Origin of the sequence: Paenibacillus macerans (assembly GCF_050565405.1) — a bacterium.
Classification (GTDB): Bacteria; Bacillota; Bacilli; order Paenibacillales; family Paenibacillaceae; genus Fontibacillus; species Fontibacillus macerans_B.
Genome location: NZ_JBNYYG010000030.1, coordinates 47,015 through 65,252 on the forward strand (window position 1 = coordinate 47,015; position 18,238 = coordinate 65,252).

Annotated in this window: 18 protein-coding genes; 5 read left to right on the forward strand and 13 right to left on the reverse strand. The window is 55.9% G+C overall.

Going from position 1 to position 18,238, the window contains the following annotated elements; genetic code table 11:
* Nucleotides 1–146 precede the first annotated feature (146 nt).
* The 3 genes from ACQ4N8_RS17505 to acpS form a co-directional block, all read right to left on the reverse strand.
* The gene (locus ACQ4N8_RS17505; RefSeq protein ID WP_430705641.1) at nucleotides 147–1,034 is read right to left on the reverse strand and encodes a helix-turn-helix domain-containing protein; all 888 of its coding nucleotides are present in this window, start codon (nucleotides 1,032–1,034) and stop codon (nucleotides 147–149) included.
* A gap of 698 nt (nucleotides 1,035–1,732) precedes the next feature.
* A complete protein-coding gene (gene mutY / locus ACQ4N8_RS17510; RefSeq protein ID WP_430705642.1) occupies nucleotides 1,733–2,968 on the reverse strand; it encodes an A/G-specific adenine glycosylase in 1,236 nt (411 codons plus the stop codon).
* Nucleotides 2,969–2,980: 12 nt separating this feature from the next.
* On the reverse strand, nucleotides 2,981–3,379 hold the full coding sequence (gene acpS, locus ACQ4N8_RS17515; protein WP_430705643.1) for a holo-ACP synthase: 399 nt from the start codon (nucleotides 3,377–3,379) through the stop codon (nucleotides 2,981–2,983).
* 175 nt (nucleotides 3,380–3,554) lie between these two features.
* Here acpS and ACQ4N8_RS17520 point away from each other — a divergent pair, with 175 nt between their 5' ends.
* Together ACQ4N8_RS17520 and ACQ4N8_RS17525 are read left to right on the forward strand one after the other, a co-directional pair.
* Nucleotides 3,555–4,376 carry an alpha/beta hydrolase family protein gene (locus ACQ4N8_RS17520; RefSeq protein ID WP_430705644.1) on the forward strand — a complete coding sequence of 274 codons (822 nt, stop codon included), beginning with the start codon at nucleotides 3,555–3,557 and terminating at the stop codon, nucleotides 4,374–4,376.
* A gap of 100 nt (nucleotides 4,377–4,476) precedes the next feature.
* Nucleotides 4,477–5,370, forward strand: coding sequence for an AraC family transcriptional regulator (locus ACQ4N8_RS17525; protein WP_430705645.1), 894 nt, complete (start codon nucleotides 4,477–4,479; stop codon nucleotides 5,368–5,370).
* A gap of 153 nt (nucleotides 5,371–5,523) precedes the next feature.
* Here the strand turns inward: ACQ4N8_RS17525 and ACQ4N8_RS17530 are convergent, their stop codons facing one another.
* From ACQ4N8_RS17530 to ACQ4N8_RS17545, 4 genes are read right to left on the reverse strand one after another with little or no spacing between them, the layout of a single operon-like run.
* The gene (locus tag ACQ4N8_RS17530; RefSeq protein WP_430705646.1) at nucleotides 5,524–6,723 is read right to left on the reverse strand and encodes an ABC transporter permease; all 1,200 of its coding nucleotides are present in this window, start codon (nucleotides 6,721–6,723) and stop codon (nucleotides 5,524–5,526) included.
* Nucleotides 6,720–7,409, reverse strand: a complete 690-nt coding sequence (locus ACQ4N8_RS17535) for an ABC transporter ATP-binding protein (protein ID WP_430705647.1) — start codon at nucleotides 7,407–7,409, stop codon at nucleotides 6,720–6,722. The genes ACQ4N8_RS17530 and ACQ4N8_RS17535 overlap by 4 nt, the downstream gene beginning before the upstream one ends.
* Nucleotides 7,406–8,473 carry an efflux RND transporter periplasmic adaptor subunit gene (locus tag ACQ4N8_RS17540; RefSeq protein ID WP_430705648.1) on the reverse strand — a complete coding sequence of 356 codons (1,068 nt, stop codon included), beginning with the start codon at nucleotides 8,471–8,473 and terminating at the stop codon, nucleotides 7,406–7,408. The genes ACQ4N8_RS17535 and ACQ4N8_RS17540 overlap by 4 nt, the downstream gene beginning before the upstream one ends.
* Nucleotides 8,474–8,505: 32 nt before the next feature.
* Complete coding sequence (locus ACQ4N8_RS17545; protein ID WP_430705649.1) at nucleotides 8,506–9,141, reverse strand: Yip1 family protein; 636 nt, start codon at nucleotides 9,139–9,141, stop codon at nucleotides 8,506–8,508.
* Between the two features lie 343 nt (nucleotides 9,142–9,484).
* On the opposite strand from ACQ4N8_RS17545, the gene ACQ4N8_RS17550 reads away from it, so the two are divergent.
* Entirely contained in the window at nucleotides 9,485–9,706 is a 222-nt protein-coding gene (locus ACQ4N8_RS17550; protein ID WP_430705650.1) for a hypothetical protein, read from the forward strand.
* Nucleotides 9,707–9,866: 160 nt separating this feature from the next.
* Here ACQ4N8_RS17550 and nadE read toward each other — a convergent pair whose 3' ends face one another.
* The 3 genes from nadE to ACQ4N8_RS17565 all read right to left on the reverse strand — a co-directional run bounded on the left by nadE (nucleotide 9,867) and on the right by ACQ4N8_RS17565 (nucleotide 13,079).
* Nucleotides 9,867–10,676 carry an ammonia-dependent NAD(+) synthetase gene (gene nadE, locus ACQ4N8_RS17555; RefSeq protein WP_430705651.1) on the reverse strand — a complete coding sequence of 270 codons (810 nt, stop codon included), beginning with the start codon at nucleotides 10,674–10,676 and terminating at the stop codon, nucleotides 9,867–9,869.
* Between the two features lie 138 nt (nucleotides 10,677–10,814).
* Nucleotides 10,815–11,249: a BrxA/BrxB family bacilliredoxin gene (locus ACQ4N8_RS17560; RefSeq protein ID WP_430705652.1), complete on the reverse strand. Its 435-nt coding sequence runs from the start codon at nucleotides 11,247–11,249 to the stop codon at nucleotides 10,815–10,817.
* Between the two features lie 120 nt (nucleotides 11,250–11,369).
* Complete coding sequence (locus ACQ4N8_RS17565; RefSeq protein ID WP_430705653.1) at nucleotides 11,370–13,079, reverse strand: two-component system sensor histidine kinase NtrB; 1,710 nt, start codon at nucleotides 13,077–13,079, stop codon at nucleotides 11,370–11,372.
* Nucleotides 13,080–13,199: 120 nt separating this feature from the next.
* Between ACQ4N8_RS17565 and ACQ4N8_RS17570 the strand changes: the two genes are divergently transcribed.
* Nucleotides 13,200–14,471, forward strand: coding sequence for an NAD(P)/FAD-dependent oxidoreductase (locus ACQ4N8_RS17570; protein ID WP_430705654.1), 1,272 nt, complete (start codon nucleotides 13,200–13,202; stop codon nucleotides 14,469–14,471).
* A 751-nt stretch (nucleotides 14,472–15,222) separates the two neighbouring features.
* Here ACQ4N8_RS17570 and ACQ4N8_RS17575 read toward each other — a convergent pair.
* The 3 genes from ACQ4N8_RS17575 to ACQ4N8_RS17585 are packed head-to-tail and all read right to left on the reverse strand — an operon-like array spanning nucleotide 15,223 to nucleotide 17,422.
* The gene (locus ACQ4N8_RS17575) at nucleotides 15,223–15,390 is read right to left on the reverse strand and encodes a hypothetical protein (protein ID WP_430705655.1); all 168 of its coding nucleotides are present in this window, start codon (nucleotides 15,388–15,390) and stop codon (nucleotides 15,223–15,225) included.
* Nucleotides 15,391–15,414: 24 nt separating this feature from the next.
* Nucleotides 15,415–16,680, reverse strand: coding sequence for an ABC transporter permease (locus ACQ4N8_RS17580; RefSeq protein ID WP_430705656.1), 1,266 nt, complete (start codon nucleotides 16,678–16,680; stop codon nucleotides 15,415–15,417).
* Nucleotides 16,681–16,717: 37 nt separating this feature from the next.
* Nucleotides 16,718–17,422 (reverse strand): ABC transporter ATP-binding protein, encoded by a 705-nt coding sequence (locus tag ACQ4N8_RS17585; RefSeq protein ID WP_430705657.1) that lies wholly within the window; start codon nucleotides 17,420–17,422, stop codon nucleotides 16,718–16,720.
* A 225-nt stretch (nucleotides 17,423–17,647) separates the two neighbouring features.
* On the opposite strand from ACQ4N8_RS17585, the gene ACQ4N8_RS17590 reads away from it, so the two are divergent.
* The gene (locus ACQ4N8_RS17590) at nucleotides 17,648–18,115 is read left to right on the forward strand and encodes a MarR family winged helix-turn-helix transcriptional regulator (RefSeq protein ID WP_430705658.1); all 468 of its coding nucleotides are present in this window, start codon (nucleotides 17,648–17,650) and stop codon (nucleotides 18,113–18,115) included.
* Nucleotides 18,116–18,238: the final 123 nt, after the last annotated feature.

An 18,238-nucleotide genomic window follows, 5' to 3' on the forward strand; every position in this document is an offset into this window, starting at 1 on the left:
TCAAGGAATTTCTCCCGTTAAACGTCTGAAAAGCAACGATATTTTACTGAAAATTTAAAAATTTACGATAAATTGATCTATATGAAACTTTCTATGTAATATCCGTGTTACTTTCATGGAATTATGCAAAACAAATGGGGATGGGATTAAGGATTTGATTTATTGCGAATTCGGGCGTGTTTGGGAGATGTGCCGAAATACTTCCGGAATAAATGGTTGAAGTTGGACAGGCTGCGAAAACCGCATTCCATGGCGATATCGCTGATTTTCAGCGGCGTCGTTTCCAGTAACGTTAGCGCCTGTTCCAGCCGAAGTTGAATGAGGTATTCCAGCGGGGGCGTGCCGACGGTCCGGCGAAAAATATCGCTGAACCGGGACGGGCTGAGATAAGCGGACGCGGCCAGTTCTTCCAAGGTCCAGGGATGGGCTAACCTTTCCTCCATGGCATGGATGACCCGGCGCACCTTTTCCAACTGCATGGAACCGATCTCCGCCCTGCACTTGCTTGCCTCGTCCGAACGAAAGTAGCGGTTCACGCAGGACAGGAAGCGCAGCAGCGAGGCGTGGACCATGGAGACATAAGAACGCTGCTCCCGTTCATGTTCCTCCTGCATGGACTCAAGCAGAGTACGCAGTTCGCCGATATACGGCGAATCCCTGTTCAGGAGATTGGCGAAGTGGACGCCCATGTCTTTGAAGGGAGCGAGGATTTCGGGGTCGTAACGGAGACTGCCCGCGAACCAGGACATATCGAATTCGATGACCAGAATGACCAGGTCCCGCACTTCATACGCGCAGTGCAAATCGTTGGAATTGATCAAAAGGATGTCCCCTTGCCGGAATTCGAACGTTTTGCCGTTGATAATATAGTATCCGCAGCCGGATTTGATGTAGTTGATCTCCAGCACGTCGTGCCAATGCAGCTTTTGGTAGTGGGCATTGACTCCGATCGTTTCCGCGATGAAAAAAGGGTACCTTTTGTCCAGCACAACTTTTTCTCTGGGGATGGCGTCCCCCGCTCCGGCCAATTTCACGATTCGATCACTCCTTTGCTAATAGTGCGAGTTCAAAAAGTCGGCTTTTCAGCACCGAAACGTATGCTTCCGATGTGCGTTTTTTCAACACGCTTTAGGTCGGATGAAGCTAGGGACGAAAGTAGCGGAGCTAAACGTTATCGGAGAAAACGGCTTCGCAAGCATAGGCTTGGCCGGCTGAATTCAAGATTTGACGACGAGACCACTTCCTGACCCGCTTCGCGATAAGAAAACATCTATCGATTAGCGGTAGTTTTTCTTGCGATATAAGGAAGCCGAGACTCGGACGTTTATTCTTTCTTATATCTTCAAAAGACGATTTTTTGAATTACCTCTGATACTGTTTGAGCGGGTTCCAGCTGTCGATTTATTACGTATAAATATACCATTAATGAAACAAGCCGGGTATACGGATGATGGTGCCTGTCGCTTGCTGCCACCGCCCCCGTAACGGACCCCAATGACGCTAATCGCTCATTTCCCGAGTATTTCCCCTTTTAACGAACCTTGATAACGTTATTAGGCTTTAATGGAGTGCTTTAGGGACAGATTTGGCGGTAATAACGTCCTCTCTGTCGGTTACAATTTCGGTACTTCCATTTGGGGACCCATAACGTCTCCCAGGTTCGTTAGCTATGCTTAATGACGAAAAAACCGCACCCAGGTACGATACCCAAGTGCGGTTTTGGCATTTTGGCTTATGCTTGTCCGAAATGCTGGTTCAATATCCGTAAAAAGACATTCGGAAACGCCAGGCTGTCCATATCTTCCCGGGCGATCCAGCGGTACTCGGCCGCGTCTTCCTCGTTGCCGGCCGGGAGCGGCGCCTCCGGAGCCGCGGCAGCCCGCCAGGCTGCGCCGCTCCCCGCGTCATAGGCCGCGGCGGTTTCGGCGACGGCGGCGAGGACGGCGCCTCCGCCCGGCGTCGCCAAGGCATTCTCCGCGCTAAACCGGAACACGCGGAGATTCCAATGGATGTGGCTGAACGTATGCTCCGCGTTCAGCATCGCCCCGTCCGGCCGGGCGGGCACCCCGGCGGCGGCCAGCGCCGCCGCCAGCCGGTCCATCGCCGGGCCGTCCGGCAGCCCGGCGCCTTCGCCCGGCACGGCGTCGGCGGGGATGTGGGGCAGCTCCCACATCCGTGCGAGCAGCCCCGTATCCGGCCGCCGGCGCACGAGCACGCGGCCGGTTAGTTCCCCGCCGCCTTCGACGAGGGCGGCGAGCCGGTACTCCGGCCGCGGCGGCTTCGCCTTGGTCTTGACCGGCAGGCGCGCCTCCGCGCCTTCGAGCCGCCCGGCGCAGCGGGCCATCACCGGGCAAATCAGGCATTGCGGCGACTTGGGCGTGCAAACAAGCGCCCCCAGCTCCATCAGCGCCTGATTAAAATCGGAGGCCCGCCCTTCCGGGATTAGCTCCGCGGCCAATTCCTCCATGAGGGTGCGCGTTCCGGCTTTCATGATATCTTCCTCAATCAGGAAATAACGCGACAGCACCCGCATGACGTTGCCGTCCACCGCCGGTTCCGGGCGGTTGAAGGCGATGCTCAGGATCGCCCCGGTCGTATACGGGCCGACTCCCTTCAAGGCGGACACCTCCGCCTTGTCGTCCGGCACGGCCCCGCCGTGCCGCTCCACGACCTGCTTGGCCGCCGCTTGCAGATTGCGGGCCCGCGAATAATAACCGAGCCCCTCCCAACACTTCAGCACGTCTTCTTCCGGGGCCTCCGCCAAATCCTTCAAAGTCGGAAACCGCTCGATAAACCGCTGGAAATACGGGATGACCGTATCCACGCGCGTCTGCTGCAGCATGATTTCCGATACCCAAATATAATAAGGATCGCGATGCCTGCGCCACGGCAGGTCCCGCTTCGAACGTTCGTACCATACGAGCAATTCCGTACTGAAAAAGACTTTGTTTTCCCTGCTTTCCCGCATCGTACTCTCCTTCTATTCCACGCGTTCCACCACGGCAAAAGCCGAAGCCAAATGCCGCTCATGCGTAATGCTAAGATGTATGACATGGCGTTCGATTCCCTGCCGGCCTAGTCCCAGCCGCTCCCAGGCCGCCGGTGTCAGCAAAACGGACGGCTTCCCGTTCGCATCCGGCAAGATCTCCATGTCGGTAAAGCCGAGCACCCGGCCGATGCCGCAGCCAAACGCCTTACTGACCGCTTCCTTGGCCGCAAAACGTCCCGCCAAAAACTCCGCCGGACGAGCCGCTTGACCCGGCAACTCCAGTTCCGCCGCGGTTAAAATCCGCCGGCGCAGACGCTCGCCTATCGTACCGCTTAGCATGTGCTGGATACGCTCGATTTCGACTACATCATGTCCGATTCCGTTAATCAAAGTAAGCCCCTTCTTCCTTCTACATCGGGCCGGTCCATAAGCTGCGCCATGGACAACCGCCATTCACATTATTGTAACAGGGAACAAGCGGCGGCGCGAGTCCCGCCGCCCCCTATGGTATACTGAACATAAAAGTTTCCATTCTAATCCAAGCATAGAAAGGAAAGATGAACGAATGCCGACGGATTTTCTGATCCTGCTCGAGGACGGGCTTCCGCTGCGCTGCACCCGCTTTCCCGCCAAGTCAACGCCCGCGGCCCTGATCCTCATTGCCCATGGATATAAAGGCTTCAAGGATTGGGGGATGTTCCCTTACGCGGCCGAGCGGCTAAGCCAACACCATGAGGTCGTCACCTTCAACTTTTCGCATAACGGCATCGGCGAGGAGCCGCTAGAACTCACCGAACTGGAGCGGTTTGCCGTAAATACCCGCGACCGGGAGCTGGCCGATCTCCATGCCCTGGTTCTTCATCTCCGTCAGGAAGAGTCGCTGCAAGAACTGCCGCTGTTCCTGATCGGTCACAGCCTGGGCGCAGGGATAGCTCTCGTGTACGGGCTGGATCACCCGGATGCGATCAGCGGAGTCATTTCCTGGAACGGCGTGACCAGCCTCGACCTGCTCACCGCCAAACAGAAAGAAGAAATGCGCACAGCCGGGCGTAGCTACGTGGTCAACGGCCGCACCGGTCAGCGGATGCCGCTGGACAAGGCCATTCTCGACGATCTGGAGCGGCAGCGCGGACGTTATGACATCATCCCGCGTTTGACCGCCGCCGGCCCCCTATTCCCCGTCGTGCTCATTCAGGGCACGGAAGACGGAGCCCATTTGCGCCAAGGTTCCGCCAAGTTAACGGAAGCAAGGCCCGATATCGATTGGGTGCAAATTCCGGGCGGCAACCACACCTTCGGCACGGTTCATCCATTCCGGGGGCCGACTCCGCAGCTGGAGCAGGCGCTTCAGGCCAGCCTTGCTTTCGTCGCGGAACGACTGGACTAAACGCATTCCCCTCCCCCATCGGCTTGAGAGCAAGAATGATCAAGAAGCGCGTTCGACGGATCCGCTATACTAAGCACATAGACCGGTCTGGAGGAAGTTCATGAACCAAATCCGCATCATTCAGCAAAGCATCGATTATATCGAAGAGCGGCTCGGCGAGGAAATTACATTGGCCGGGGTGGCCAAAGCGATGTTTTATTCCGAATACCATTTTCATCGTACCTTCCTGTATTTCGTCGGGGATACGATGACGTCCTACGTCCGGAAGCGGAGATTGTCCAAAGCGGCGGAGCTCCTGACGGTGTCCGACATGAAGGTGCTGGACATTGCGCTGCGCTGCGGCTTCAGCTCTCACGAAGCCTTTACCCGGGCCTTCCGGAAAATGTACGGCATCCTGCCGACGGAATGCCGCAGACGGGGCTGCCCCCCTTACCTCGTGCCCAAAGCGAATCCGCTTCGAGATTTCGTTGCGCCAATAACCTGCGATTGGGGAGATTATGACATGCAATACCGTATCGAGCAGTTGCCATCGCTGCGAATCCTGGGGTTCGCGATTCAGACGACGACGGTGGAGGGCCAGAACAACAAGGAAATCCCGGCGTTCTGGCAGGAGTATATGCGCGGGCAATGGGGAGGTCGCGTTCCAGGCAAAAAAAATCCGAATGTCGAGCTGGGCGTCTGCACCACGTTCGATGAGGACGGCACATTCCGCTATATCATCGGCTTTGAGGCCGACGAAGCGGCCGAGACGCCGGAAGACATGACCGAGTATCGCATTCCGCCGGCCACCTACGCGATCTTCACCACCCCGCCGGCAGGCGAAGCCGATTTCACCTCGGCCATCCAGCAAACCTGGGACGAAATCTTCACCAACTGGTTCCCGTCCTCCGGTTATGAACAGGTGGCCGCTCCCGATTTCGAATGGTACGACGAACGCTGCTGGCCGAAGGAAGGCAAGCAGATCGACATCTACATCCCGGTCCAGCCTGCCTGAAATCTACTTCGCCCGCTTGATATCAAAAAAGTCCAACTCTCCGTACCCTTCGCCTTTAGAAAAACGAATCTTGTTCGCCCCGGTTTTTGTTCCTAATCGCCAAAAAGAACCCGGCCTACGGCCAGGTTCTTGGTGCGGCATGTATCCCACAGCTTATTCGTAACGCAGCGATTCGATCGGATGCAGCTTCGAGGCTTTGTTGGCCGGATACAAGCCGAAGAAAATCCCGACGGCGGCCGAGAAGCCGAAAGCGAGCGCCATCGCTCCGAGCGAGATGACAAACGGCATGCCCGAGATCAAAGCAAACACGTACGCGGCCAGCAGCCCCAGCAAAGCGCCCAAGGTCCCGCCGACGAACGAGAGAATCACCGCTTCGATCATAAATTGCAGCATGATCGTTCCCGGCGTCGCTCCGATCGCTTTGCGAATCCCGATCTCTCTCGTTCGTTCCGTGACCGAAACGAGCATAATGTTCATGACGCCGATCCCCCCTACCAGCAGGGAAATGCCGGCAATCGAGCCGATGATCGTCTGCAGGATCGAGAACGTGCTTTTTACCATCTGCTCGGCATCCTTGGCCGACTGCGATGTATAAGCATTTTTATCCACGTTTTTACTATCCGCAAGCCAGGACTTGATCGTTTCCAACGTTTGGCTCATGTTCTCCTCGGATGTGGGCAACACCTCGATCGAGCTTAAGCGATCGTCGTTTCCGTTTTCATCGGCGGGCATTGTTGTTATCGGGGCAAACGCGGAATAACTCTCCCCACCCATTCCGCTCATAATGCTCTGCTGCGGCTTATATACGCCAACGATTCGGAACGTTCCGCCGGAGAATTGCGCTTTTCGGCCGACCGCTCCCTCGGGGGAACCATAGACCTTTTCCGCATATTTCGTATCGACCACAAGCACTTTTTGGCGCGCTCTTTCCTCCTGCGAGTTAAAGAAGCGGCCTGACACGACATCGATTTTTTGCAGCTTAGGCAGCTCCGCTGTTGTTGCGGTAACGCTAAAGCGCAATTCATCCTGTTTATATTTGCCTGTCATGGAATACGAGGATGAGGCCGAAACGTACCGTACCCCCGGCAGCTTACGAATCTCCGATAACTCGCGCTGGCGGAAATAGACATTGTCATCGGGTTCGCTATCGGTATAGCTTGGATAAATTACAAAGTAGCCATCCTCATAGTTCGACACTTCGGCCATTATCGAGCTTTGACCGGCTTGCCCGATCGAAACGACCGTCACGACGGCAGCCACGCCAAATACGATGCCGATCATCGTCAGGAAGGAACGGAGCTTGTTCATCCTCAGATTGTCCAAGGCGACAAGAATGCTCTCCCAAATGCTCATGTCCGTTCACTTCCTTTGCTTGTATCGCTTAGCACACTGCCGTCCCCGAACGTAATGATGCGGTCGGCATGCTCGGCGATATCGGGCTCATGGGTAACGAGGACGATCGTAGTCCCTTCCGCGTGGATTTGTTTGAATAGGGCCATGATTTCATAGGAAGACTTCGTATCCAGATTCCCGGTCGGTTCGTCGGCCAGCAGGATCGGGGCGTTCATCGTCAGCGCCCGGGCGATCGCCACCCGCTGTTTCTGGCCCCCGGACAGCTCGTTCGGGCGGTGCTTGACCCGATCGGCCAATCCGACTTTGTCCAGAAGATCCAGCGCCCGTTCAGTCCGTTTCTCTCGGGACATACCGGCATACATCATCGGCAGGGTTACGTTCTGAAGCACGGTTTGCCGGCCCAGCAAATTGAAGCTTTGGAATACAAAACCGATTTTCCGGTTGCGCACTCTGGCCAGTTCTTCCTCATTCAGCGTCTGGACCTGCTCCCCATCCAATTCGTAGCTTCCCGACGTCGGTACGTCAAGGCAGCCAATGATGTTCATCAGCGTCGATTTGCCGGAACCCGACGATCCCATGATCGCGACGAATTCTCCTTTTTCGACCTTCAGATTCAACGGATGCAGCGCCTGTACTTCAAGCGGCCCGTTCTTGTAAACTTTGGTGATTTCCTGCAAGGTAATCATTGAACCTTCACCTTGGCGCCGTCCTGGAGCTTGTCCCCGCCTTCGGCTACGATGATGTCGCCCCTGGCGACGCCGCTTACGATTTCAATCTGCTCCTCGCCTTCCTTGCCTGTCGTTACCGGTACCCGCACCGCTTTCCCGTCCGCAACCTTGAAGACGATCGCCTGGCTGCCTTCGTATTGTATCGCGCCGATCGGCACCAGCAGCCGCTGCTTGTCGGGGATCTCCATTTCAACCGTCGCGTTGTAGCCCGCCCGCAGCTGCGGCGAAATTTTATCCAGGCTTACCTTCATTTCCACCGTAGGATCCTTGGCCGTCGCATTCGCCAATTCCGCTGTCGGGGCCAAGTAGGTTATTTTCCCGTCGTACGTTCCATCAAAGGATTCTCCCGTAACGACGGCCTTCATCCCCAGTTGTACCTTGCCGGCGTCCAGCTCGTTCAGATTGGCCTTCACCTTCAAGCCGCTCATATCGGCGAGCGTAAGGATTTCGCTCCCTTCGGCGAGCGCTTGCCCGGCAAGGACGGAAAGACTGGTCACCACTCCGTCCACCGGAGCGCTAACGGTTTGGTGCTGCAGTTGCTTCTCCATAGAAGCGATCGTCAACTGGCTGGTACGGATGCGTAGGTCATAGGAGGACAAATCGGGCGCCTCGATCTTCTGATCGGGATCGGCGATCATGGCCTCCTTATACTTTTCGAAATGCTGCTTCTTCGCGGCCAGACGCTCGGACTCGGCCAATTCCAAATTAAGGCGCTCTTTCTCCAATTGCTCTTTCACCGAATCCATGTTCAGCGTCAGCAAAATTTGCCCTTTGCTCACATTATCGCCAAGCTTCACTTTCACGGCCCCCGCAACCCCCGTCTCCGGCGCAAACACCCGGGTCGTTTCCGCCGGCTCCAGCTTGCCGTTCGTATAGATTTGTTCCGCTATGGTCCCTTCCACGACTTCGGTTGTTGTGACCGCGGCCGCTTTGTTCATGTTGATCATGTTCGCAACGACCAGCGCGATCACCGCCAAACCCAGCAAGGCTCCCCAAAACCACTTCTTCCTAAGCAAGTCCATCACCTGTCCTATGTATATAAGATTTCAATCGACTAAACGAGCAGCATCGAGCCTAACGAAAGAACCAGCCATGCTACGATAATCCAGATCGCCACTGTTTTGCGCGGCCGATTCATCATGACGGCGGAACCGATCACGTACAGCACGATGCCCCAAATGCTGAACGGATTGATCAGAGACAGCAGACGGAACATCTCGCTGGATTTATCCGAGACGAACGCCCCCAGGCTAAGCGAGACATCCGCCGCGGATTGGACGTCCATGGTCCGGATCATGATCGCGGTGATCAAGCCGCCGATCATTCCCGGCAAAGCCGAATAAGCGGCCACCGACACGAGCTGCATGTACTTGCCTTCCCCGCGCACCACCAGGTTAAGCAACAGGAACAGCAGCCCCGTCACGAAAATCATGATTACCGGAGACAGAATCCCCATCGCAAAAGAGGATATCTTCGCCGTCGACATCACCGAATCTTGCAGAGCCGGGTCAATCTGCTGGTTTTGAATCGTTCTTAACATTTCCTTCTCCAGCACCGGCATTTGCAAATAAATCACGACGGCCGACAGAATCAGCAGCACCGCCAGCGCAAACAACCAGGCCGTTTTGCTTTCCCGCACGCGCTTGAACGTTTGTTCCGGCGATGCAAAAATCGTAAATACATTTTTCAAAAGGACCCCTCCTCATTTCTTCCAACTCGATTCAATACTACATTACATGAATCCTATGTAAAGACAATTAAATCGATCATGTATATATACGGACAAAGTTGAAAAGAGATTCAAGGCCGGGGCAAACAGCGGCCCCTCAGCCATCTTCATAAGCATGCTCTTATTCTCCGCCTCCCCTGCATTATAGCGTCTTCTCCCCCAACCGCCACGGGCGCGAGTCCGGTATACTACCTGGACTTAAGTCCAATGAGTTGGCTGAGGCGGCTGACTATAGGGTGGTTCGTGTCTTGGTATATCCTGCATGCTGCTTTGTACGATTATCCCTTTCGTTCAGGGAGCGGACATGCATGTCCATACGGTGACGGATCTTCAACCATTAGCAACCGTTATCACAGCGAGCGTGCCTGCAAAAGGCGCTGATCGCGATGAAGTAGCCGAACGGCTTTGGCCGGTACGATTTTTGGATGAACGCTCTGTCCCTGTTGAAGTGGCTTCAGGCGTTGCCACCAAATATTTTCTTCTCCCGAGCTTGTCTGTTTCTCTGCTACCTGTTCAAACGGGATAATCGTGCAAAGCGTCCGACAGCAATGTTGATCTGCCGCTTTATAGTCCAAAATTACATCTAAGGAAGCGTAAGCTCCGGACGAATCCTATAAAAAAACGCGAGCAACCATGGCGTTTCGCCCGGCGCTCGCGTTTCTTAACGCATCGAGCACGTATACCTGTCAAATGCCCGGAATCGGGCTACGCTTGTGCTCCGTCCTCAAATAAAACGACTCCAGCCGTTCTTTGATCGCCGGATCGATCATCTTGCCTTCGAGGTAGTCGCTGTTGTCGTCGTAGCTGATTCCCAGCTCCTTCTCATCCGTCTGACCTTCCCACAGGCCGGCGGTCGGGGCTTTGTCGAGGATGCTTTGCGGCACGCCCAGTCGGGCGGCCAGCTGGCGGACCTGACGCTTGTTCAGCGAGCTGAGCGGCGTAATGTCGACCGCCCCGTCGCCCCACTTGGTATAGAAGCCGGTGATCGCCTCGGAAGCGTGGTCGGTACCGACGACCAGCAGATTGAGCTCGAAGGCCAGCGCATACTGCACGACCATCCGCGTCCGGGCCTTAACGTTGCCTTTGCCCTGCGGGCTCAAATGACGGGACTTCCCGATGTTTTTCAAGCCGTGCTCGACTTCCAACGCAATTTCGTCGACCGCTTCTTCGATATTCGTCTCGACGGTATGCTCCAGCCCAAACGCCTTGGCCACTTCGTAGCTGTGATCGATATCCTCCTGCTGTCCGTAAGGCTGGAACACCCCCAGCGTCATGTAAGGCTGGCCGGTTTCCTGCGACAACTCGTCCGTCGCCCGTTTACATAAAGCAGTGGCTACCGCACTGTCGATCCCGCCGCTGATCGCGATCAGAAGGCCTGTCGTCCGCGAGCCCTTGACATGTTCCTTCAAAAAATCAACGCGTTTGCGGATTTCCGCATCCGCATCGACGATTGGCTGAACGCCCAAACGTTCGATAATTTCCTGCTGCAAACTCATACTTCCATCCCCTCCATATCGTCTATAACACCTTATGTAAGAACAGCGTCCTAATCCAAAAAACGCCCCGGCCGTACCGGATGAACCGGACATCGGGGCGGGGCGGCAAGCGGACTTGCCGCCGCCAATATGGTGTAATTACCGGCAATACCGGTCAAACGCGCTGGTCAGCTCCGCGGAAATTTCCTCCGCCGAACGGTCTTCGATCTGGTGGCGTTCGATAAAGTGAACGAGCTCCCCGTCTTTCATCAGGGCGATCGACGGCGAAGACGGCGCGTACGGAGCAAAGTATTCGCGGGCTTTCGCCGTCGCTTCTTTGTCCTGCCCGGCAAACACGGTAAATAGATGATCCGGCGTCAGATCATGCTGCAGCGCCTTCGCCACGCCGGGACGGCATTGTCCCGCCGCGCAGCCGCAGACGGAATTGACGACGACCAGAGCCGTTCCTTTGGCGGACGGCAGCTTCCCTTCGACTTCCTCCGGCGTGCGCAGCTCCTGAACGCCCAGCACGGTCAATTCGTCTCTCATCGGTTGAACCATGTCCCTCATATATTGATCAAATGACATCGACATTGCTAAATCACTCCTTATGCATACTAAAATGGCCGAGGGGCGAGAAAATCCCCCGTTGCCAGATTAATTTAATTATACATTCATAAGGATGGAAAGCAACTCTTCCAAGCGGAGTAAAGATCACCCTTGAGCCCCGGCGAACGGAAAAAATACGGTAAATGTCGTGCCTTGCCCTTCGGCCGAATCCACGCTGATTTTGCCGCCGTGCCGTTCGACGATGCTCAGGCACAAGGCCAGCCCCAGCCCCGTTCCCTTCGCTTTGGTGGTGTAAAAGGGCTCGAACAGCTTCTCCCGCTGGCCGGGGGGAATGCCGGGCCCCGTATCGCTGACCATCAGCAGAGCGCCGGTCTCGGCCGCCTTCGCCTCCAGCGTGAGCTGGCCTTTCTCATCCATCGCCTCCATACCATTGCGGGCCAGGTTCAAAATCAGTTGCTTGATCTCCTTGGCGTTCAACAGCAATGAAGGCAGCTGATCGTCCAGCTTGACCTCGATCGTCTGGCCGCGCAAGTTGGCATCGGCCCAAAGCAGCGGCGTCAGTTCCTTCAGGATTTCATGCATATGGCATGTCTCGCTTTCGACCGGGCGATTTTGGGCAAGCGAGAGAAAATCGTTAATGATGCTATTCGCCCGGTCCAGCTCCTCCATCACGATTCGGTAATAATGGTCCAGCGTCGGCGGGCTTTTCTCCCGCATCAACTGCAGAAACCCGCGAACGACGGCCATCGGGTTGCGGATTTCATGCGTTATGCCCGCGGCCATTTGACCGACCAGGCTCAGACGTTCCACATGATTCAGCTCCATTCGGAGCGTTTCCAGCTCGGTGATATCCTGAACGATGGCGACCGCGCCGATCACTTCATGGGAATGGCTTTTTTGAATCGGCGAAGTACTGGTAAAATAAATATGATCATTGCTCTGCAGCAGTTCAGTCTTCTTCGCGGTTCCCTCCAGCGTTTCTTTCACGCGGGAGGCGATCGTCTCGATCGGAACGCCGTTAAGGACGTCATCCAATTGGCGAAGCAGAAGATCTTCACGCTGCATTTCTTCATGCTCCTTGCGGTACGTTCGGTATAATTGGAGAAAAGTGTCGTTTATCGATATAATATAGCCCTGTTGATCCAGTAAAATGATGCTCAAGGGAGCCGCGTCCATCATCTGCTGAAGCTTCTCCGCTTCCCGGAAGTATTCGCGCGACAACTGCATCACTTGCCCGCGCAGCTTCTCCTTCTCCAGCGTATTTTCGATCATATAAACGAACAGGCTGCCGACCAGCATCGTCACCAGCACGTTCGCGAGCGAAGCCGATAAGGCGCTGAGATCGGAGAATAATGTCATGCTCCCGGCCAGAAAAGGCGAAGCCCCGATCATCATCTCGCCGCCCATAAAGAAAAGCGAAAGGATAACGACTTTCCCCTGACGGCCAGTCTTCTTAAAAAAGCGGGAAGTCAGCAGGACAAAGGGGTAAAGCAGCAAGCCCGTTTCTAAAATAAATCCAGTCAGTGTGTAATTTACTGCAAACAGAGGATGGATCAAGATTTGCAGCCCCGCCAGGGCGGCTCCGTCCCGGGACCTGCCGTACAGCATGAGCGCAAACAACGGCAAAATTCCGAAATCCAGCGGGATGACATCCCATAATCTGGAGGCGAAGATGGCACAAAGCAGCATACTGAACGTACAGGTATACGTCAAACCGATGACGAACGGAGTTCCTTTAACGATATTCCCGTTTTGCAGCGAGTGGTAGTTCCTTTTCTCGAACGTCAACGGAAACAGAAAGGCAGGCAAGCTGGCGATCAGTACTTGAAGTACGATTTCTTTAACAGCATCCACGTTCTCCCTCCTCTGGCGGAAGAATACACTCTAGTTTCGATTAAAGCATAGGCGACAAAGTTTTACAATAATTCTTCATGCAGAAAATAGTAAGATAGTACAAATCAAGGAGATGCAGTCATGAAAAAGTTTGACGTCATCGTCATCGGAGGCGGCCCCTCCGGATTGATGGCCGCCATAGCGGCTGCGGAGCAAGGAGCGAACGTGGCTCTGCTCGACAAAGGGGACAAGTTAGGACGCAAGCTGGGCATTTCCGGCGGCGGCCGCTGCAACGTAACCAACGCCAAGGAAATCGACGAACTGATTTCCTATATTCCGGGGGGAGGGCGCTTTTTGTACAGCGCCTTATCCCTGTTCAGCAATCGGGATATCATCGCGTTCTTCGAGGACCTCGGCATTGCGCTGAAGGAGGAGGACAACGGCCGGATGTTCCCGGTTTCCGACAAAGCGAAGTCGGTGGTCGATGCGCTGGTCGGCAAGGCGCGCCGGCTCAGCGTCAAGCTGCTGGTTCACCATCCGGTCAAGGAAATCCGCTACGGGGCGGAAGGCGTGGAAGGCGTCTTGCTCATATCCGGCGAACGAATGGATGCCAAGGCGGTCATCGTGGCAACGGGCGGCAAATCGGTACCCCACACGGGCTCGACCGGGGACGGGTATCCCTGGGCCCAAGCGGCCGGCCATACGATTACCGAGCTGTTCCCGACGGAGGTGCCGATCGTCTCCCGGGAGCCGTTCATCCAAAGCCGGGAGCTGCAGGGCTTATCGCTGCGCGACGTCCGTCTGTCCGTGCTGGGTCCCAAAGGCAAGGCGGTCGTTGCCCATCGCGGGGATATGCTGTTCACCCATTTTGGGTTGTCCGGCCCGATCGCTTTGCGCTGCAGCGGCTTCATCCGCGGCGTAAAGCAGAAGAACGGCGGCGCCGACGTCACCCTGGCGATCGACCTGTTCCCGGATTCCTCCGGCGGGGAGCTGGAGCGGGACCTGCGGCGGCTGGCCGCGGAGGAACCGAAAAAAGCGCTCAAAAACGTGCTGAAGGGCAAGCTTCCCGAGCGCCTGCTTCCCCTGCTGTTCGACCGATCGGGACTCGCCGCGGACACCACTTACGAGCATTTGCCGAAGGAGCCGTGGCAAGCTTTCGTCTCGGTGCTTAAGCATTTTACGCTGCAGGTCACGGGGACCCGCCCCTTCGAGGAAGCTTTCGTAACCGGCGGAGGGGTCAACCTGAAGGAAATCGATCCGCGATCGATGGGCTCCAAATTGATGGCCGGGCTTTATTTCTGCGGCGAAGTGCTCGACGTTCACGGCTATACCGGCGGCTACAACATCACGGCGGCCTTCGCGACCGGCTACACCGCCGGATATCACGCGGGACAAGCCGCGGGTTCAACCTAATCAGGACGTCCCGGGGCAAGAACGGATGACTGCGGCCGTTACGCCGGCAAGAGCCGGAAGATGGAATGCAGTCATGGGGGCGGTAGCACGCGATGATGGATGGCAAGTCCGTCGATGGCGATGACCTCGTTCGCTCTAACGGACCGTAATGACCTTATTCGTTCATTTCCCGGCTATTTCCCGACCTAACGGACTCCAGAGGCGTTATGACGCTCCAAACGAGGTAGGTTAGGCATTTTTACGCGAAATAACGCCTTTACGGTCCGTTAGAATTTCGAAGGAGCGGATTTGAGCAAATTAGTGTCTCTGGTGTCCATTAAAATGGATGTTCGGTGCCCCCTGTTCGGTGCCCCCCTCCCATTTCGCTCAAAAACCGGACAACAAAAAAAGCCCGGCTTCCCAAATTTGGGTTACTCTAGGCTTTTTGGGAGTTTATCCAAGCTTCTGGAGTTGCTTCAGGCTTTTTTTGCTTACTTCAAGCCGTTCCTTATTTGATCAAGCCCGCCCGCAAGCCGCTGACGCCAAATTCCAGATACGCCTTCAGGCAGGTTAACGCGTAAACCCAACCTTCCTTGTTGTCGACCAGTTGCTCGATAAGCTCTGCGCCCTGCCCGTCGAATCCGTCCTCGTCGACGGTAACGATCGTCCGCCGCCTTCCGCGTCCTCCAGGGAAATCGTAACGGTATGGATGCCGCCGCCCTACCCCTCGGATCGGAACACGATCCTCCGGTCCGGAACGATCTCGAAGATCTCAATGTCCCCTTCGGCCTGATATTCCTCTCAGCGTAATGCGCTTTCCGGCCTCCCATCTTTCCGAACTGGACGAAAACCAGATATGGCCGATTTTGTGCGGGTCGACAAACGCCTCAAACACGTCGTGCGCCGGGCTGGAGATTTTCATTTTCGTTAAATTGTTCATGAACATCCTCCTGGTTGGGTTATTTTACCGCTTGCGTTCAAACGCGATGCCTACCTTGCCGTATAAACCGCCAAGCCACCATGCGATCAACGCGCCGCACGGGACGGCTCCGAGCAAGCCCCAAAGGGGCGGCAGAAGCTTGAGTCCAAGCGCGGCGATAAACAAGGTCGCTGCCGGCAGCAGCAGCAAGGTCATGGCCGGTGCGGCGCTGCGATATTCCACGAATTCCCCGAGCGGAAGAATCGCCATCAGCTCGCGGTCGAAAAAGGCCCGCCGGTGGCCGCTCAGCCAATAAAGCATTAACAGCAGCAGTGCGGCATAAACGATAAAATCCACCGGGTAGGGCGGTAGCAGCACGGCCGCCAACCCGGCCAATACGAATTGGACGTACAGCTTCCACTCGTTGCCGCGAAAAAAGGCTTTGACCAGCGCCTCGGCGATTCTCGCCTCCGGCCGGCGCGAGCGCGTAAGGCGGCGCAAGCGGCGGAACAGCCAAGGCCGTGCGTTGGAGCGTGGCGTCTTGGGCCGGTCGACCGCAGATGCCAGCAGGAGGGCGGTCAGCTTGGTCTTCTGCCGTTCCTCCTCCCGCACCTCCGCGTCAAACCGGCCCCGCAGATGAAACCGGCGCCAGCCCAGCACACCCGCCGTCCCCGCAAGCACCAGCACGGCGAACGCCGTACCGGCCGGGGCTCCGGCAGAAACCGCCGCCCAAGCCGCAAAAGCGGCTCCCAGCAAGGAATAAGCGAGCGAACGTGCCAGCAGCCGTCTCCAGCCGGCGATCAGCACGCCCAGCAATTGCTGGATGAGCATTTGCACGATTTTGACGCCGAACGCCACGATATATAGGCTTCCAATTTCCGGCCAGCCCATTCCGTAGGAGCGGACCAGCAGCGGGCTTAACGCGGCAATTCCTGCGGCAAGCAGCAGCAACTGGGCGGCGGCCGATACGAACAGCCCGCGCAGCATCAATCCTTGCATCCAGCGGGGCCGCTGCCGCAGGAACAACACATCCCCGGCTTCGATATAGAAGGAAAGCCCACCGACGGAATAGATCAAGAACAGCAGCGCCAGCGGGACAAACGAATAAGGCAGCCCCGCGAGCCAGCCGGGAAGCTCCTCCCGCCACAATCCGTAATAAGCCCTTCCGCCGAGCAATAACGCGGGAACGCCAAGGTAGAGCAGGATCGTCAAATCGAACGTAAACCGCAGGATGCCCAGCTTTTCCCACCATCGATCCCGCCACCTCCGGACAAATAAACGATGTGCCGTCATGGAAGTCAGGCCAGACATCGCCCTTCCCTCCCTTTCATCCAATTTCTTCATAGCTTTAGGTCAATACGTCGAAGCAGTCAAACAACGTTGCCCCCGGCAAAGAAGCCTCTGCCCGGATATCGTCCAACGTTCCGTTCGCCTTGACCCGGCCGTCCGAAATCAGAATAAATTCATCGCATATCCGCTCCGCCGTATCCAATACATGCGTGGACATCAATAAGCCCGCCCCGCGCCGGCGCTCCTCTTCCAGCAAGCCGAGAAAATCCTTGGTTGCCCGCGGATCAAGTCCGATAAAAGGCTCATCGACGATATAGACGTCCGGACGGCTGAGAAAACCGACCATCAGCATCATCTTCTGCCGCATCCCTTTCGAGAAGCCGCCCGGGAGGTGGTCCTTCACCCCGGCCATGCGGAATTTCTCCAGCAAGCCGCCGGCCTCCCTTTCGAATTCGGGCTCGTCCATACCGTAAACGGCGGCGGCGAGTCCCAAATGCTCCCACAACGTCAAAGTATCGTAAAATACCGGCTGCTCCGGAATATAAGCATAATGCTCCACTTGGCCGCGAAATCGCACCGACGCATCCGTAAACGGAAGCAGGCCGAGGATCGCCTTTAGCGTCGTGCTTTTCCCCGCCCCGTTCGGCCCGATCAGCCCGGTCAGCACGCCGGGCCTGACCTCCAGCGAAATTTGCTCGATCGCCGGTTTGCCCGCCTCGTATCCCGCTTCGTGAATTTGTACCTCCAGTAACGCTTCTTCCAAACCGATCGCCCCGAATCTATGATTTCGATTCTTTCATTATATAGCATATCGTCCGGGTTTGCAGTTCGTCTCGTTTTGCCGCTGCCATGAGTATGGTATTTATTTACATTAAAAAAAGCGCAAATTGTGATAAATTATATTTTTTTTAATTCCCGGGTGTTTTAAGATTACACTAATTCCTACTTGTTAAAACATTCACAAATATAAGATAAGGCGGGATGAACGATGTTGAAAACCGATGAACGCGGGACGGACCTGTCTCTGCACTTGTACCGGGTCTTTGCCAAGTCATTCAAAAGCGTTAACGAACACGCCGTTACGGGAAGCAAAATTCAAGGTTTTAATCCTACGGCCTTTGCGGTCTTGGAGGTTCTTTATTACAAAGGCTCGCAGCCGATTCAGCAAATCGGCGCAAAGCTGCTCTTGCAAAGCGGCAACGTCACTTACGTGATCGATAAGCTGGAAAGCGCCGGCCTGCTGCACCGGACTCCTTGTCCGCGCGACCGCCGCGTCATTTACGCGGAGCTTACGCCCCAAGGCAAAGAGCTGATGGATCAGCTGTATCCCGAGTTTGCCGACCGCATCGACCATGCCCTGAGCGGGTTAAACGACGAAGAGAAGCATATCATGATCGATCTGCTGAAGAAAATGGGACGCGAAGCCGAGAAGCTCGCTCCGCTGCTGCGGAAATAAGGGTTCCGATGCATGCGAATAGAGGCTGTTTCCAGGGTTGAACTACACCCCGTCAAGTAGACAGTACAAAAAATGAAAAACCAATTAGGCGGCCTTTGTCCTGAATTCCATGGGACTGAGGCC